Origin of the sequence: Actinomadura barringtoniae (assembly GCF_017573505.1) — a bacterium.
Taxonomy (GTDB): Bacteria; Actinomycetota; Actinomycetes; order Streptosporangiales; family Streptosporangiaceae; genus Spirillospora; species Spirillospora barringtoniae.
In genome coordinates, this window is the sequence record NZ_JAGEOJ010000003.1 from 77,628 (window position 1) to 93,016 (window position 15,389).

At 70.4% G+C, this 15,389-nt stretch carries 16 protein-coding genes; 5 read left to right on the forward strand and 11 right to left on the reverse strand.

The features are described from left to right. Positions 1-228: 228 nt before the first annotated feature. The gene (abmR, locus tag J4573_RS07380; RefSeq protein ID WP_208254530.1) at positions 229-750 is read right to left on the reverse strand and encodes an ATP-binding transcription factor AbmR; all 522 of its coding nucleotides are present in this window, start codon (positions 748-750) and stop codon (positions 229-231) included. A gap of 122 nt (positions 751-872) precedes the next feature. On the opposite strand from abmR, the gene J4573_RS07385 reads away from it, so the two are divergent. Then, positions 873-2,408, forward strand: a complete 1,536-nt coding sequence (locus J4573_RS07385; protein ID WP_208254531.1) for a DHA2 family efflux MFS transporter permease subunit — start codon at positions 873-875, stop codon at positions 2,406-2,408. After that, positions 2,389-3,030, forward strand: a complete 642-nt coding sequence (locus tag J4573_RS07390; protein WP_208254532.1) for an acyl-CoA-like ligand-binding transcription factor — start codon at positions 2,389-2,391, stop codon at positions 3,028-3,030. Before J4573_RS07385 ends, J4573_RS07390 begins: the two co-directional genes overlap by 20 nt. 80 nt (positions 3,031-3,110) lie before the next feature. Here the strand turns inward: J4573_RS07390 and J4573_RS07395 are convergent, their stop codons facing one another. From J4573_RS07395 to J4573_RS07410, 4 genes are all read right to left on the reverse strand, one after another. After that, a complete protein-coding gene (locus tag J4573_RS07395; RefSeq protein WP_208254533.1) occupies positions 3,111-4,289 on the reverse strand; it encodes a C40 family peptidase in 1,179 nt (392 codons plus the stop codon). A gap of 202 nt (positions 4,290-4,491) precedes the next feature. Then, on the reverse strand, positions 4,492-6,579 hold the full coding sequence (locus J4573_RS07400) for a thioredoxin domain-containing protein (protein WP_208254534.1): 2,088 nt from the start codon (positions 6,577-6,579) through the stop codon (positions 4,492-4,494). A gap of 43 nt (positions 6,580-6,622) precedes the next feature. After that, the gene (locus J4573_RS07405) at positions 6,623-7,978 is read right to left on the reverse strand and encodes a dihydrolipoyl dehydrogenase family protein (protein ID WP_208254535.1); all 1,356 of its coding nucleotides are present in this window, start codon (positions 7,976-7,978) and stop codon (positions 6,623-6,625) included. 16 nt (positions 7,979-7,994) lie between these two features. Continuing rightward, the gene (locus J4573_RS07410; protein ID WP_208254536.1) at positions 7,995-8,630 is read right to left on the reverse strand and encodes a glycoside hydrolase family 16 protein; all 636 of its coding nucleotides are present in this window, start codon (positions 8,628-8,630) and stop codon (positions 7,995-7,997) included. A 22-nt stretch (positions 8,631-8,652) separates the two neighbouring features. Between J4573_RS07410 and J4573_RS55975 the strand changes: the two genes are divergently transcribed. Beyond that, on the forward strand, positions 8,653-8,781 hold the full coding sequence (locus tag J4573_RS55975; RefSeq protein WP_307796531.1) for a hypothetical protein: 129 nt from the start codon (positions 8,653-8,655) through the stop codon (positions 8,779-8,781). 204 nt (positions 8,782-8,985) lie between these two features. On the opposite strand, the gene J4573_RS07415 is transcribed toward J4573_RS55975, so the two are convergent. Continuing rightward, entirely contained in the window at positions 8,986-9,930 is a 945-nt protein-coding gene (locus tag J4573_RS07415) for a ribonuclease Z (protein WP_208254537.1), read from the reverse strand. A gap of 91 nt (positions 9,931-10,021) precedes the next feature. Between J4573_RS07415 and J4573_RS07420 the strand changes: the two genes are divergently transcribed. Together J4573_RS07420 and J4573_RS07425 are read left to right on the forward strand one after the other, a co-directional pair. After that, positions 10,022-10,495 carry a pyridoxamine 5'-phosphate oxidase family protein gene (locus J4573_RS07420; RefSeq protein ID WP_307796532.1) on the forward strand — a complete coding sequence of 158 codons (474 nt, stop codon included), beginning with the start codon at positions 10,022-10,024 and terminating at the stop codon, positions 10,493-10,495. An 80-nt stretch (positions 10,496-10,575) separates the two neighbouring features. Continuing rightward, positions 10,576-10,962 (forward strand): hypothetical protein, encoded by a 387-nt coding sequence (locus J4573_RS07425; RefSeq protein WP_208254538.1) that lies wholly within the window; start codon positions 10,576-10,578, stop codon positions 10,960-10,962. A gap of 59 nt (positions 10,963-11,021) precedes the next feature. Here the strand turns inward: J4573_RS07425 and J4573_RS07430 are convergent, their stop codons facing one another. Genes J4573_RS07430 through mca form a run of 5 tightly spaced genes read right to left on the reverse strand, consistent with a single transcriptional unit; the run spans position 11,022 to position 15,255 of the window. Next, positions 11,022-12,140 (reverse strand): CU044_5270 family protein, encoded by a 1,119-nt coding sequence (locus J4573_RS07430; protein ID WP_208254539.1) that lies wholly within the window; start codon positions 12,138-12,140, stop codon positions 11,022-11,024. Continuing rightward, complete coding sequence (locus J4573_RS07435) at positions 12,133-12,804, reverse strand: RNA polymerase sigma factor (protein ID WP_307796533.1); 672 nt, start codon at positions 12,802-12,804, stop codon at positions 12,133-12,135. The genes J4573_RS07430 and J4573_RS07435 overlap by 8 nt, the downstream gene beginning before the upstream one ends. Positions 12,805-12,855: 51 nt before the next feature. Next, the gene (locus tag J4573_RS07440) at positions 12,856-14,139 is read right to left on the reverse strand and encodes a low temperature requirement protein A (RefSeq protein ID WP_208254541.1); all 1,284 of its coding nucleotides are present in this window, start codon (positions 14,137-14,139) and stop codon (positions 12,856-12,858) included. A gap of 3 nt (positions 14,140-14,142) precedes the next feature. Then, positions 14,143-14,400, reverse strand: a complete 258-nt coding sequence (locus tag J4573_RS07445; protein WP_208254542.1) for a hypothetical protein — start codon at positions 14,398-14,400, stop codon at positions 14,143-14,145. Continuing rightward, positions 14,401-15,255: a mycothiol conjugate amidase Mca gene (mca, locus tag J4573_RS07450; protein ID WP_208254975.1), complete on the reverse strand. Its 855-nt coding sequence runs from the start codon at positions 15,253-15,255 to the stop codon at positions 14,401-14,403. Positions 15,256-15,389 lie beyond the last annotated feature (134 nt).

A 15,389-nucleotide genomic window follows, 5' to 3' on the forward strand; every position in this document is an offset into this window, starting at 1 on the left:
ACCGTTCCCCCACGGCACCGAACGAGTCACCGTCCCGGCGCAGCTCCAGGGTCACCTCGTAAGGCGTTCCACCCCGATCCAGGGACGCCACCGGCACCACCGCCAGCGAGGAGCCGTCAAGACAGCGAAGTCCACCCACAGAGGCACATTAAGCCAGGTCAACCCCATGATCACACCTAGCCCAACCCGAGATCACGTAATGATCGGGGCCGGGCTTGGTGGACGTTCTCAGGCCTGGGGGCCGGCGGCTCGGGCTCGTTCTACGTATTCGAGGGCGGTGCGGAGTTCGCCCAGCCATTCGTCGGTGTTCTTGCCCACCAGGCGGACGCACCAGGCGAGGGCGTCGCTGCGGCTGCGGGCGACGCCGGCGTCGACGAGGGTGTCGAGGACGCGGCGCTCGGGCTGGCGGAGGCGGGTCATGACCGGCACCGAGAGGGTGGTGAACATCTCCTTCTGGTCGGCGCACTCGACGCCCCAGGAGACCTTGTGGCCGAAGCGGTGCTCGGCTTCGCGGGCGATGGCGATGCGCTGGTCGCGGGTGTCCTCGCGGAAGCGCTGGATGTGGCCGGCCACGGCGGCGGCCTTCTCGTTGTCCGAGGCCTCGTCGGCGTGGGAAGGCTCGGGGAGGCGGCCGATGACGCTGACCTCCTCGCGGTCGAGGACGACCTCGGGAGATCCCTCGAACCAACCCTCGGGCAGCCGGCCGGAGAACCAGCCGCGCACCTTCTCCGCTGCTTCGTTCGTACTCATGTAATCAAAATTACAGGGTTGGGGTCGCCCGCGTCGAGAGTGAGGGTGTATTGACACTCACCTTCTTTTGAGAGTTACTGTCATTTGGTTGACGGACTCAATAGGAGGTGACCGTCATGTCGATGGCGGGCTCGAGGCGTTGGTGGGGGCTGGGCGCGCTGGCGGTCAGCATGCTGGCGCTCGGTTTCGACCTGACGATCCTGAACGTGGCGCTGGCGACCCTGTCGGAGGACCTGCACGCCAGCACCAGCCAGCTGCAGTGGACCGTGGACTCCTACGTGCTGGTGTTCGCCGCGCTGCTGATGCCGGCGGGGCTGCTCGGCGACCGGTTCGGGCGCAAGAGGCTGCTGCTGATCGGCATGGTGATCTTCGGGGCGGCGTCGCTGGCGGGGGCGTTCGCGAGCGGGCCGGCGGGCGTGATCGTGGCGCGTACGTTCATGGGCATCGGCGCGGGGATCATGATGCCGCTGTCCATGTCGATCCTGCCGTCGATCTTCCCGCCGGAGGAGCGCACGCGGGCGGTGGCGGTGTGGTCGTCGTCGATGGCGCTCGGCCTGCCGCTCGGGCCGCTGCTCGGCGGCTGGCTGCTGGAGCACTACTGGTGGGGCTCGATCTTCCTGATCAACGTGCCGGTGGTGGCGGTCGGCGCGATCGCCGTGGCGCTGCTGCTGCCCGAGTCCCGCGACGCCGCGGCGCCGCGCGTGGACTTCCTCGGCGCGCTGCTGTCGATGGGCGGGCTCACGGCCCTGGTGTACGGGGTGACCGAGGCACCGGCGGACGGCTGGACCGACCCGGTGATCCTGGCCTCGCTCGGCGGGAGCCTCGCGCTGCTGGCCGCGTTCGTGCTGTGGGAACGGCGCCTCACGCAGCCGATGATGGACGTGCGGCTGTTCCATGACGCCGCGTTCACCTGGGCCGTGGTCGCCGGAACCCTCGGAACGCTGGTCATGTCGGGCGCGCTGTTCGTGCTGCCGCAATACCTGCAGGTCATCCAGGGCAACGGCGTGTTCGGCACGGGGCTTCGGCTGATCCCGATGCTGCTCGGCCTCATGGTGGGCGGGCTGGCGATCGACCGGCTCGTTCCGCGCACCGGGCACAAGCCGGTCATCGTGACCGGGCTGTTCCTGCTCGCCGCGGGCGTCGGCTGGGGTGCGCTCACCGAGGTCGGCGACGGCTACTCCACGACCGCGACGTGGCTCAGCGTCGTCGGTCTCGGCATCGGCCTGTCGATGATCCCCGCGATGGACGTCGTTCTGTCGCGGCTGCCGGAGGACCAGGCGGGGCGGGGCTCGGGCCTGGTGCAGACGCTCCGGCAGACCGGCGCCGCGCTCGGCATCGCCGGGCTGGGCAGCCTGCTGTCGACGGTCTACCGCGACAAGGTCGAGGTCGCCGGACTGCCCGGGAACGCGGCGGACGGCGCCCGCGACTCGATCGGCGTCGCCGCCAAGGTGTCGGGGCAGCTGCACGACGCGAACCTGCTGGCCTCCGCGCAGCACGCCTACGTGCAGGGAATGGACGCCGTTCTGGCCGTCTGCGCCGTCGGGGCAACGGTCGTCGCGGTGCTGGTCTGGATCTTCCAGCCGCGCCCGCCCCGGCCCGAACGTGCGCAGGACAACGTCGATAGCCCAGAATCGGACCATGAGCACGTCGCTTCCTGAGCATCTCATCGACCGTCTCGACCAACGGTTGGAGCGGCTGCCGCTCCGGGAGCGCAAGAAGCTGAAGACCCGGAGGGCGATCCAGGACCACGCCCTCCGGCTCTTCGGCGAGCGGGGCTACGACGAGACCACGGTCGAGCAGATCGCGGAGGCCGCGGAGATCTCGCCCAGCACGTTCTTCCGCTACTTCCCGACCAAGGAAGACGTCGTCGTCACCGACGAGTACGACCCGATCATGGCCGAGGTGTTCCGCTCCCAGCCGGCCGAACTGACCCCGATCCAGGCCCTCCGGACGACGCTGGGCGACCTGCTCCCGTACATGTTCGCGACCGACATGGAAGTCGTCATGACGCGGATGCGGCTGACGACGACCGTTCCGGCGCTGCGCGCCCGCACGTTCGAGTCGCTGCGCGAGGGCACCCACCTGATCCTGAAGGAGGTTCTGGCCGAACGGACCGGCCGGAGCCAGGACGACCTCGACATCGACGCGCTCGCCTGGGCGGTCGTCGGCGTGCTCATGTCGGCGATGTACGCGTGGATGGACGGCAAAGTCCAGATCGAGGAGATGCCGGACCTGATCGACCACAACCTGGAACTGCTGGAGTCCGGCTTCCCGCTCTGACCCCGGCCGTTCTGAGCCCGACCGTGTCCAGCCCGGCCGTTCTGAGCCGGGCGCTCAGGCGTCGACGAACGCGAGGGCGGTCAGCCGGAGATGCGGGCGGCGACCTGCGGGTTGACGCGGACCGCGCCCTTCAGGTTGCGGGTGTAGACGTTCTGGACCTGGACGACCGTGCCGGTGTGCGGGGCCACGATCATCTTCCCGTCGCCGACGTAGAGGGCGATGTGGGAGATGTAGCCGGGCGCGGTCGGGTCGTTCGCCCAGATGAGCATGTCGCCCGGCTGCGCCTTGGAGTACGGGATCACCCAGCCGGCGCGGGCCTGGTCGGCGGCGACGCGCGGAAGCCTGATCCCGGCCCTGGCGAACGCGTACTGCATGAGGCCGGAGCAGTCGTAACCGCCCTCGCCCTCGGACTCGCCGCCCCAGACGTAGGGCCAGCCGAGGCGGGTGGAGGCGGCCTTGATGACCGTCTGCACCTGCTGGGCCGTCATGACCTGGCCGTGCGCGGTCGGCAGCTTCCCGGCGGACGGGTAGTCGATCTTGGGGTTGACCTCCACCGCGCGCGCCTGCTTCGGCAGCGTCTTGCGGAGGTACTTGATGAGCTTGCCGGTGTTGACCTTGGGCGAGCTGATCAGCAGTGCGTTGGAGGTCGGCATGCCGAGGGCCTGCGCGGTCGAGTGCGAGATGACCGCGTCGACGTCGGCGATGCCCATGGTGGCGTACGCGCCGACGCGCAGCTGGGTCTGGCGGGCCTTGCCGCCGACCGGGATCTGGCTGCCGAGTTGCACGCCGCCGTCGCTGCCCATGGTGAACGAGATCGCCACGTCGCCGCCGGCGATGTTGCGCCACAGCGCGTCCGACTGCGCGGTCGGCTTCGGCGTGTAGTTACGGAACGTGGACGGGTCGACGCCCAGCAGGCCGACGCGCTTGCCCGCGACCTGCGCCTGGACGGCGTCCACGGACTCGACGCCGGCGACGCCCTTGATGCGGCGGATCTTCTCGGCGACGTCGGGCGGCAGCGTGGACGGGGCGGCGACCAGCACGTGCGGGGTGAGGCGCTTGCCCTCGGGGGCCACGGCGTTCGGCGACAGGTTGGAGTTGCCGGACGCGACGACGAACTGGTTCTTGGTCTGGGTACGTGCTGCGGGCGCGTCGCCGCTCTGCTGACTGTGCGCGACCAGGACCGCGCCGTTGACGGCGAGCGTGGTCAGTACCGAAACGCCGATGATCGTCGGTAGGACCCGGCGGTTCGGCTTGCGCACGTCTGCACTCCCTCGTTCGCGGCCCTTGCCGGCTCCACGACTATGACCCAGAAACGGGACCATCGTCCAGATACCCAGCGCCTCACGCGCCACCCCGATACGGATGGCCGCAAAGCGTAAGCCCCATCTCCGTTACCCATTGGTAACACCATGGCCTGGTGAGATCAAGGTCACCATCTCACAAAATGGACGGGCGATCCAATTATCCTCGCAGCTCACGGGTCAGATCGACCACGGTCGTGACCGGCATCCTGCACACGAATCCACGGCAGACATAGGCCGCCGGCGAACCGTTCACCGGCTCCCTCCCGGCCAGCAGCGGCACATCGGAGGTCCCCGGCCGCCCGACGCTCACGACCGTGCCGGGCGAGGTCGCCATGAGCGCCGCCTCGTGCAGCGCGGCCCGTTCGTCGCCGTCCTCGCCGACGATCGCGACCTCCAGCGGACCGGAGACAAACGCCTCCGCGACCGCCAGGCCCCATCCGACGAACCGCGCGTGCTTCTCCGCGAGCAGCGAGGCGACGGCCAGCGCTTGCCCGGCCGCGTCCCGGTGCCGCACCGATCCCGTGAGGGCGGAGTACGACAGCAGCGCGCCCGCCGCCGCGAACTGGCCCGAGGGCGTCGCGTTGTCGGTCGGGTCCTGCGGGCGGCGGAAGAGCGACTCGGCGTCGTCGGCGGTGTCGTAGAAGCCCCCGGAGCCGTCCCCGAACCGTTCAAGAATGGTGTTCAGGAACCCGGCCGCGAGCCGCACCCAGCCGACGCCGCCGGTCACGCTGTGCAACGCCAGCAGGCCCTCGGCCACGTTCGCGTAGTCCTCCAGCACCCCGGCGTTGGCGCCTGCCCTGCCGTCCTTGGACGTACGAACGAGCCGCCCGCCGGCGTCGCCGCCCCCGCCCCCGCCGCCGGCGTCGCTCCCGCTCGCGTCGCCCGCGTTCACGCTCGCGCCCTCGGCGCCCGCGCCCTCTCCCGCGCTCGCGCTCGCGTGGAGTCGTTCGATCAGGCCTGCGATCTCCTCGGCGGCGGCGACCAGGTCCGGGCGGTCGAACAGTGCCCCGCACTCGGCCAGCGCAGCCACCGCCAGGCCGTTCCACGCGGCCACGACCTTGTCGTCCCGCGCGGGCGGAACGCGCCGGTCCCGGGCCTCCAGCAGCAGGTCGCGAACGCGCTCGTAGCGTTCGGCGTCGTCAGGGTCGGCCAGGAGCTGCAGCACCGAGCTCCCGTGCTCGAACGTGCCCTCTCCGGTGACCTCGAACAACCGAGCCGCGAAATCGCCGTCCTCCGCCCCGAGGACCTCGCGCAGCTGCTCGGCCGTCCACACATAGAACTTGCCCTCGACGCCCTCGCTGTCGGCGTCCAGTGCGGACGCGAGCCCACCCTCGGGAGTACGCAGGTCCCGTAGCATCCACTCGCAGGTCTCCAGCGCGATCCGCCGCGCGAACGGGTTGCCGGTGAGCCGCCACCAGTGCGCGTAGACGCGGGCGAGCAGCGCGTTGTCGTACAGCATCTTCTCGAAGTGCGGCACCACCCAGGACGCGTCCACCGAGTAGCGCGCGAAACCGCCGCCGAGCTGGTCGTACATCCCGCCGCGCGCCATCGCCTCCAGCGTGTGCCCGGCCATCGCCAGCGCCTCGGCGTCGCCCGTGCGCGCGTTGTGCCGCAGCAGGAACTCCAGCGCCATCGACGGCGGGAACTTGGGCGCCCCGCCGAAGCCGCCCCGCGCCCTGTCGTACGACCCGGCGAGCGTCCGGACTGCGGCCTCGAGCCGTTCCTCGTCCGGGGCCTGCGCCGCCTGCGCGCCGCCGCCGATCGGGCCGCGCGAGGTCAGCGCCTCGACGACCTGCCGGCCCTGGCCGACGACCTCGTCGCGTTGCTCGGTCCACGCCTTGGTGATGGCGTTCAGGAGCCCCTGGAACTGCGGCCGCGGGAAATAGGTGCCGCAGTAGAACGGATGCCCGTCCGGCGTCATGAAGACCGTCATGGGCCAGCCGCCCTGCCCGGTCATGGCCTGCGTCGCCTCCATATAGACGGCGTCGACGTCGGGCCGTTCCTCGCGATCCACCTTGATGTTGACGAACAGCGAGTTCATGAGCTGGGCGGTCGGCCCGTCCTCGAACGACTGGTGCGCCATGACGTGGCACCAGTGGCACGCGGCGTACCCGACCGACAGCAGGATCGGAACGTCGCGGCGGCGCGCCTCGGCGAACGCCTCGTCGCTCCATTCCCACCAGTCGACCGGGTTGTCCGCGTGCTGCAACAAGTAGGGGCTCGTCGCGTCCTTGAGGCGGTTCATGCGTCCGATCCTGCCCCATGCGGCCACGACCTACCCGGGCGGCTTACCCGAGGTCGGCCAGAGCGGACTGGATGGCGCGGTGGAACGTCGGGTAGGCGTAGATCATCTCGCGGAGCTCCTTGACCGGGACCTCGGCGTGCACGGCGACGGCCAGCGCGCCCAGGATCTCGCCGCCCATCGGGCCCGCCACGGTGGCGCCGACCAGCGTTCCCCAGTCGGCGTGCTCGATCAGCTTGATGAAGCCCTCGTTGTCGACCTTGTGGATGAAGCCGCGGGTCGAATCCTGGAGCCGGGTCGTGCCGATGCGGATCGGCAGTTCCTGCTCGCGCGCCTGCGCCTCGGTGAGGCCGACCGAGCCGATCTCGGGGTCGGTGAAGGTGACCCGGGGAACGGCGCGGTAGTTGGCGGGCGAGCCCTCCTCGTCGAGGATGTCGCGGACGACGATGTCGGCCTGGTACATCGACATGTGGGTGAACGCGCCCTTCCCGGTGACGTCGCCGATCGCCCAGATGCCGGGGCCGGCGCGCAGGTTGCCGTCCACCTCGATCGTGCGGGCCGACTCGTCGAGCCCGGCGGCGCCGATCCCGAGCGCCTTGAGGTCCGTACGGCGTCCGGCGGCCACCAGCAGGCGCTCGCCGCTCAGCTCCCCGTCCTCCAGGTGGAGGGTGAACGCCTTGCCGTCGTGCGAGACGCGGGAGACCTTGGCGCCGGTACGGATCGCGATGCCGTCCCGTTCGAAGGTCTTGGCGATCAGCGCGCTGGACTCGGGCTCCTCGACGGCCAGGATGCGGTCGGCGACCTCGACGACCGTGACCTTCGCGCCGAAGCGGGCGAAGACCTGCGCCATCTCGGCGCCGACGACGCCGCCGCCGAGCACCAGCAGGCTCTCGGGGATCTCGGTGACCTTGACGATCTCGCGGTTGGTCCAGAACGGCGTTCCGGCCAGGCCCTCGATCGGCGGCGCGACCGGGTCGGTGCCCGGGTTGAGGACGATGCCGCGGCGGGCCCGGAAGACCTGGTCGCCGACGGTCACCTCGTTCGGCCCGGTGACGCGGCCGCGGCCGCGCACGAACCGGCCGCCCTTGGACGTGAAGCGGTCGACGGCCGCCTTGTCGTCCCAGTCGTCGGTGGCCTCGTCGCGGATCCGGGCCGCGACGGGCGACCAGTCGGGCGTGACCTGCGCCGTTCCGGCCATGCCGTTGACCCGGCGGCCCTCGGCGAGCAGATCCGACCCGCGGACCATCATCTTGGTCGGGACGCACGCGAAGTAGGGGCATTCGCCGCCCACCAACCGCGACTCCACCCCGACGACCGCCAGCCCGGCGGCCGCGAGCCGCCCCGCGGCGTCCTCGCCGCCGGGGCCCATTCCTACGACGATGACGTCGACTTCTTCGGCCATGTGTATGTCGTGCCCCTCAACTCGGCGCTTTATAGATCTTGACCCAGTCGACGTACATCGTGACCCACTTCGGGGTGGAGCGCGTACGGCAGAAGCCCGGTCCGCGGTCGCAGACCTGGTCGTTCTGCAGGGCCAGGCCCATCTTGCTCCGCTCGGGCGTCAGCGGGCCGCGGTAGGTCCAGGCCTTCTTCCCGTCCACCCAGAACGTGAAGCCGCCGCGGAGCCAGTCCAGGGCGTAGGTGTGCCACTGCGTCGCGTCCCGCTTGACGATCTTCTGGCGCTGGGTGTCCTTGGGGCCGTAGTGGAGGAACATCCCGACGCTCTGCCGGGTCGAGTCGATGATCTCGGCGAAGTCGACCTCGGCGAACTCGGGGCGGCCGAAGACCTTGGGCCACAGCAGCGCGACCGCCGAGTAGCCGACCCCGCGTTCGGCCCGCATCCGCACCTCCCAGCGGCCGTGCGTGAGGTTCAGCCGGGACGCGACGCCGCCCGACAGGTCCTTGCCGCCGTAGATCCCGCCGGTCAGCTTGAGCGTGCCGTCCTCGACCTTGGTCGCGGCCCTCGTACGCGGGTTCACCCGGTCGTCCGGCGAGTCGTAGACGACCCACGTGGAGGAGTCGATCTTGGTGCCGTCGAAGCCGTCCTCGACCACGGGCCTGCCCCAGTAGGAGGGCGTGCTCCCCTGGGCGGGCGCCCCGACCGGATGCGGGCTCGGCGGAGCGCTGCTCGCGCCCGGAGCCGCGTTCGGCACGGCGTTCGGCGCGGCGTTCGGCCCGGTGCTCGGTGCCGGGGCCGCCGACTGATCTGGCGCCTGCGGAGGAACGGCCGAACGACCCGAATGCGCGTCGTTCTTCCCTGTCGAGCCGCACGCGGTGAGAGGCAACAGCAGGATGAGAGCCCCTGCTAGCCGGGGTGTCCCCGATGGCCACATGACCCCATGAGAACAGTGCGAAGCCACGGAATCACGGAAGATGCCGATAGTTGCCTCACGCTTGCGTTCTTGCCCGTCAAGGCGTTGAATCCCGGCGCCTCGGAGGCATCGCGATCCGGTCCAGATCGTGCACCAGCACGATCTCGCCGGCGTACGCGGCCGCAGCCTGCTCGACGAAACGCGGTTCCTCATCCGCCTTGTAGCGCTCGGAGATGTGCGTCAGCACCAGGCGCCGCACGCCCGCCAGCGCCGCGACCTGGCCCGCCTGCAAGGCCGTGAGGTGACCGTATTCGGCCGCCAGCGCGGCGTCCTCGTCCAGGAACGTCGACTCGATGACCAGCAAATCGACTCCCGCCGCCAGTTCGTGCACGCCTTCGCACAGCCGGGTGTCCATGATGAACGCGACCTTCTGCCCGGGCCTGCGCACGCTGCACTCCTCCAGCGTGACCACGGTCCCGTCGGGCAGCGTCACCCGCCCCTCCTGCTGCAACCGCCCGACGAGCGGCCCCCGTACGCCCTTGGCCGCGAGCTTCCCCGGCAGCATGGTGACCCCGTCAGGCTCCTCAAGCCGATACCCATATGACTCGACCGGATGCGAAAGCCTCCGCGCGCTCAGGCTGAACGGCGCGTCCCCGGTCTCGAGCGCCATCCGCTCCCCCGAAACCGGCTGCTCCACGATGACATCGGTGTCGCGGAAGGCAGTCGCATGCCTCAGCCGTTCCCAGTAGACGGCCCCGCTGGCCGGATAGACGGCATCGACCCGGTGCTCGACCCCATCCCGGGCGATGCGCTGCACGATCCCGGGCACCCCCAGGCAGTGGTCGCCGTGGAAGTGCGTCACGCAGATCCAGGTCACATCGTTGGCCGACACCCCCGCGAAGGCCATCTGCCGCTGCGTTCCCTCGCCCGGGTCGAAGAGCAGCCCATGCCCGTCCCACCGCAGCAGGTAGCCGTTGTGGTTACGGGACTTGGTGGGCACCGCGCTGGCGGAGCCGAGGACGACGAGATCGCGAACCGACATCCCCCTATGGTGCCGGTGCGAACCCCTGGTAAGCAGGCGGTTATCCTGGCCGCGTCACCGGCGCGACACCCCCCGTACGCAAGGAGACCCCGTGGCCAGCAAGCGCGACAAGATCAAGATGACCGCCGACGAGGTCACCGCGTTCCTCTCCGCCTCTTCCAAGGTGCAGGTCGCGACCGTCGGCAAGGACGGCGAGCCGCACCTGGTCACCATGTTCTACGCGCTGCTCGACGGCAAGATCGCGTTCTCCACGTACAAGAGCTCGCAGAAGGTCGTGAACCTGCGCCGCAACCCGACCATGACCTGCCTGGTCGAGGACGGCACCGAGTACGACCAGCTGCGCGGGGTGGCCCTCTACGGCCAGGGCCGGATCGTCGAGGACCCCGACGTCCGCCTCCAGGTCGGCGCCGTCGTCGGCGCCCGCCTCGCCGGCATGCCCGTCCCCGAGATGGGCGCCCCCATCGACCCCGAGTTCGCCGCCGCCCTGGAACAGTCCCTGGCCAAGCGCGTCATCATCGTCATGGAGCCCGACCGCATCACCACCTGGGACCACCGCAAGGCCTGACCTACTCCCCGGAACCATCGATAGAGGACACCGCGTCCGATTACTGTCGAGCCAGGTGTTCTCGCGACGGGGAGAAGTGCATGGATCCGATCACGGCGTCAGCCCTCACCGCAGTCCTCCTCAAGGTCGGCGAAGGCGCCACCGGCGAGGCCGGCAAGCAGCTCTGGGAGAAGTTCACCGGCCTGGTGAAGACCGCTTTCGGCCGCACCGCCCCCGAAGTCTCCGCCGCCCAAGAACTACAAACAGGCAACGCCGACCAGACCCAGGTCGAGTCCCTGGCCCAAGCCGTGGTCGCCATGTCCGAACGCGACCCCGAGCTGGCCCAGGGACTCCGCGCCTGGATCGCCGAGGCCGAGCAGCCCGCCTCCACCGGCAACGTCACCAACACCATCTCCGGCAACGCCAAGGTCACCGGCAGCGTCATCCAAGGCCGCGACTTCCACGGCAACATCAACCTCGGCAACTGACCCCGAACTGACCTCTGACCCCGAACTGACCTCGGAAGACCTGCCCAGAGCCGATCCCGTCACTCGTCGGGAGGCTCTGGCGGTTCCCAGCTCTTGTCCCAGACCCACCGAGGTGCGAGCTGCTGCCTGGAAGCGTTGCTCCAGTCGGCCGTCTTCACGAGCTCGAAGTACTGGCGTGTGCCCGGGCGTAGGCCCGCGTTCTTGCGTCCCGGCGTCACCAGAACACCCTGCCGCGCGGTGAGGCGCCCCGTGGACGGGTCGATGAAGAGCTGCCACTCGATCGTCCCGTAGTCGCGGCTCGTCTGGCGCATCGCGACCGCCCGGCCCCTCCGCCCCTCGGCGTCGGTCGCGTCGACCATCCGGACGTTCTTCAGGCTCGCGAGGATCCGGTAGGTCGCGATGCGCAGCCGGTCCGGTACCGGCAGATCCGTGATGATGATCGGCGCGTTGACGAACAGGTAGAGGTCGGGATCGTGCAGCCGCTTGTGGTCGAACTTGGTCGCGTAGTTCAGGATCCACGCGCGCAGCTCGGACGGGTCCGCGGGCAGTTGTGCCACCTCGGGCACGCCGATGTCGAACATCGCGCCCTCGTCCGTGCCCGGCGTGAGCTCCTGCTCCACCGGGGGTTCCACGCCGAGTTCGGAGGCGTCGGGCGCCCAGTCCGCGGTCCACTCGGCCTTGTCGGACGGCCCGGCGGGCCGCACCTTGATCTCGTCGCCGTCCCAGTCGTCGCCCCCGCCCTCCCCCGCCAGCTCGTACGCGTCGCGGCTCACCTCGACGGTGTAGCGGACGTTCGGCCTGCGGGGGGACTTCACCACGCTGGTGGTGCCGCGCACCGTGTGCACGTACCAGAACCGTCCGCTCGTGCTGTGCCGCGCCTTGCCGTCGGCCGCCGCGAGCAGGAACGACGCCGCCGGCCCGTCCTGCCCGGCCAGCGGCTCGGGCCGGTAGAGCGGGCGGGTCTCCCAGGCGTGGAACCCGAAGCCGGCGGCCACCAGGCCGGCGGCCGTCCCCACCGCCACGATCAGCCGTCCCGGCAGCCCGCGCAGCCTCGGCAGCGATGGACGCCGGCGTCCGGCGACCTCCAGCAGGCGGCGCCTGGCCTGCTCGGTGACCACGAGTGAGGGCGAGCGTTCGGGCGCGAGCAGCGCACCGATCCGCGTCAGGTCGTCATCCATGGTCGCCTCCTTCGATGCGAGCGGGGTCGGCCACACTCGTGGGGTCGACGTCGCCGTTGGGGTCGACCACGCTCGTGGGGTCGACGCCGCCCAGCGCCTCCCGGATCTGCCTGCGGGCCCTGCTCAGCCGCGAGCAGACCGTTCCGTACTTGACGCCGAGGGCGGCCGCGACCTCCGGGTAGCTGAGGCCGGCGAGGGCGACCAGCAGCAGAACGTCGCGGTCGACGGCGGCCAGACGGGCCAGGGCCGGGCTCAGGCCGGCGTCCCCGGCCGCGACCGCGTCCGTCACCCGCTCTTCGTGCCCCTCGATCACGCCGCCCGGGTCCAGCCGCGCCATCGCGCGGTAGCGCCGCAGCTCCGAGCGGCGGTGGCGGCCGATCAGCCGGGTCGCGATGCCGAAGAGCCACGGCCGCGCCGACACCTGGCCGGGGTCGAAGGTGACCCGGCGCCGGAACGCGATCAGGAAGACGTCCGCGGCGATGTCGTCGGCCGCGTCGGCGCCGAGCCGCCGGTCCACGTAGCGGTGGATCTCGGCGTAGTGGCGGTCGAAGATCACGGCGAAGCGTTCCGGCTCGCGCCGGGACGCGTCGATGATCTCGGCGTCGGATCCCTCGGCAGGGGCCCGGCGCCGGATGCCCCTTCGGGAGCTTCGGACTGCGGTCACACTTCTACTTGCCCGCAGCCCGCCGGACCCTTCTCGCCCGGCCATCGCCCGCTAATGGGTGGGGTCGCCTAGGGAGGGGGGTTGGAACTCGGGCTTGTCGTGGAGGGGGTCGGCTGGGTCTCGCTGTGTGGGGATGGCGGTCGCGGTGGTCCGGTTGGCCTGGTAACTGCGGACGTCCCAGAGGGCCAGGGCTACGACGATGACGGTGGAGGCGACGCTGAGGGTGAGGGGGTTCATGAAGTGGGCGGCCGGGGCGAGGGCCGCCAGGGCGAGGATGGCGACCAGGCGGGCTCGGGTGAAGTGGCCGAAGACGACACGCTTGAAGAGGGCGTGACCGGCGATGAACAGGGCCGGGCCGCCCAGGGCCACGGCGATGAGGCCGGTGGAGACGTGGCCGGTGGGGTGGGCGATGGTCATCTCGTCGGCGACGGCGGAGACGATGATGCCCGCGACCATGACGATGTGGATGAAGGTGTAGGCCGAACGGGCCAGGCGGCCGGGGTCCTCGGCGGAGACGATGCGTTCGGCGGCCACGCCGGCGGTGTGGTCGAAGTAGATCCACCAGAGGGCGACGGCGGTCGCGAAGGCGACCACGAACGCGGTGACGGTCTGGGCGTTCAGGGTGAGGTCGCTCAGCGTGGCGCCGGTGACCAGGACGGACTCGCCCAGGGCGATGATGATGAACAGCCGGCACCGTTCGGCCATGTGCTCGCCGTCGATGTCCCAGTCGGCGGTGGAGGAACGGCCCAGGATCGGCGTCGCGTAGCCGTGCCAGGGCGCGAGGTACTCGAGGCCGATGGCGAGCAGCCACACCAGGCCGCGCCGGGTGGGGTCGTCGATGAAGGCGCCGGCGATCCACAGCGCCCCCGGGACGATGATCCAGAAGAGGATGCGCTGGAAGTTCGGGCCGAGCGGATGGGACCGGGTGACGATCGTGACGAAGAGCGTCCGGCCGCCCTGGAGCGCCACGTACGAGGCCGCGAACCACAGGCCGCGGTCGCCGAACGCGGCGGGCAGCGTGGCCGTCATGAGGAGACCGGCGATCATGACCCCGACCAGCATCAGCCGGACGGTGGGGTTGTCGGGGTCGAACCAGTTGGTCGTCCAGCAGGTGTACATCCACGCCCACCAGACGGCGAGCAGGAGCAGCAGGGTCTCCAGCGCGCCGCGGACGGTGAGGTGCTCGAGCAGCCGGTGCGACAGCTGGGTGATCGCGAAGACGAAGACCAGGTCGAAGAACAGCTCGAAGAAGGTGACCTGCGCGCCGCCGACGTCACGGGCGCGCAGCACCGCGAGTCCCACGGGGTCGGGGGAAGGCTCCGGGGGGCCGCTCATGCGTCAGTCGCCGCTGCCTTCGGCCTTGGCCGCCTCGGCCTTGGCCTCGCCGGATTCGGCCTTGGCCTCCTTGGCGGCCTGCGCGGCCTCCCACTCCTGCTGCTTCAGGTCGGCCTCCTTCGGCGCCTGAATCTTGCGGATCTGCTTGTTCATCGAACGGACCAGGAAGACCAGCGCGATCAGGAGGGCGATGAAGACGCCGAAGCCCAGGAAGCCAGGGCTGACGGTGTCGTTGTTGAGCGGAATGGCGAGCGGAAGCATTTAGAAAGCCACCTTTTCCCGGATGCCGGCGAACAGGTCGTCCTCCGGCAGCTCGGTGTCGACCAGGGACCTGGCCAAATGGTAGTCCTCCGTCGGCCATGCCTCACGCTGGAGGTCCAGCGGGCAGATGAACCAGAAGCCGTTCGGGTCGATCTGGGTGGCGTGCGCGAGCAGGGCGCGGTCGCGGGTCTCGAAGTAGTCGCCGCAGGGCACCCGGGTCGTGACCTCCCACAACTGGGGCCGGTCCTCGCGGTCCTTCAGCCAGTCGGCGTACGGGGACTCCAGGCCCGCCTTGCGCATCGCGGTGTCCAGCGCGACGAGCCGGTCGGGGGTGAACGTCATGTGGTAGTAGAGCTTGAGGGGCTGCCAGGGCTCGCCGGTGCCCGGGTAGCGGTCGGGGTCCCCCGCGGCCTCGAACGCCTCGACCGAGATCTCGTGCGTCTTCACGTGGTCGGGGTGCGGGTAGCCGCCCTTCTCGTCATAGGTCAGGATCACGTGCGGCCGGAACTCCCGTACGGCCCGCACGAGCGGCGCGGACGCCGACTCCAGCGACTCCAGCGCGAAACAACCCTCGGGGAGCGGCGGCAGCGGGTCGCCCTCGGGCAGGCCCGAGTCGACGAAGCCGAGCCAGCGCTGCTGAACGCCCAGGATCTCGCGGGCCCGGGTCATCTCCTCCTCGCGGACCTTGCCGATGTTGGCCTTCACCTCGGGACGGTCCATCGCCGGGTTCAGGATGTCGCCGCGCTCGCCCCCGGTGGCGGTCACCACCAGGACCTCCACGCCGTCGGCGACGTAGCGGGCCATCGTCGCCGCGCCCTTGCTCGACTCGTCGTCGGGGTGGGCGTGGACGGCCATCAGCCGCAACGGCTCGGCTCCTTCGCCGGGCGATGGCATGGTCGTACGGTTGGTGGCGTCGGTCACCTGGGATCTCCCTAGCGCAAGCTCTAGGCGGCCCCCGGTTCGGAGCACGCGCTCAGACAGAAGAGAAT

Excerpts from the sequence above, each read along its gene's own strand:
- J4573_RS07430 (WP_208254539.1), bottom strand. The coding sequence starts at position 12,140 with ATGGATGACGACCTGACGCGGATCGGTGCGCTGCTCGCGCCCGAACGC.
- J4573_RS07445 (WP_208254542.1), bottom strand. The coding sequence starts at position 14,400 with ATGCTTCCGCTCGCCATTCCGCTCAACAACGACACCGTCAGCCCTGGC.
- J4573_RS07425 (WP_208254538.1), top strand. The coding sequence starts at position 10,576 with ATGGATCCGATCACGGCGTCAGCCCTCACCGCAGTCCTCCTCAAGGTC.
- abmR (WP_208254530.1), bottom strand. The coding sequence starts at position 750 with ATGAGTACGAACGAAGCAGCGGAGAAGGTGCGCGGCTGGTTCTCCGGC.
- J4573_RS07440 (WP_208254541.1), bottom strand. The coding sequence starts at position 14,139 with ATGAGCGGCCCCCCGGAGCCTTCCCCCGACCCCGTGGGACTCGCGGTG.
- J4573_RS07390 (WP_208254532.1), top strand. The coding sequence starts at position 2,389 with ATGAGCACGTCGCTTCCTGAGCATCTCATCGACCGTCTCGACCAACGG.
- J4573_RS07385 (WP_208254531.1), top strand. The coding sequence starts at position 873 with ATGGCGGGCTCGAGGCGTTGGTGGGGGCTGGGCGCGCTGGCGGTCAGC.
- mca (WP_208254975.1), bottom strand. The coding sequence starts at position 15,255 with ATGGCCGTCCACGCCCACCCCGACGACGAGTCGAGCAAGGGCGCGGCG.
- J4573_RS07400 (WP_208254534.1), bottom strand. The coding sequence starts at position 6,579 with ATGAACCGCCTCAAGGACGCGACGAGCCCCTACTTGTTGCAGCACGCG.
- J4573_RS07415 (WP_208254537.1), bottom strand. The coding sequence starts at position 9,930 with ATGTCGGTTCGCGATCTCGTCGTCCTCGGCTCCGCCAGCGCGGTGCCC.
- J4573_RS07405 (WP_208254535.1), bottom strand. The coding sequence starts at position 7,978 with ATGGCCGAAGAAGTCGACGTCATCGTCGTAGGAATGGGCCCCGGCGGC.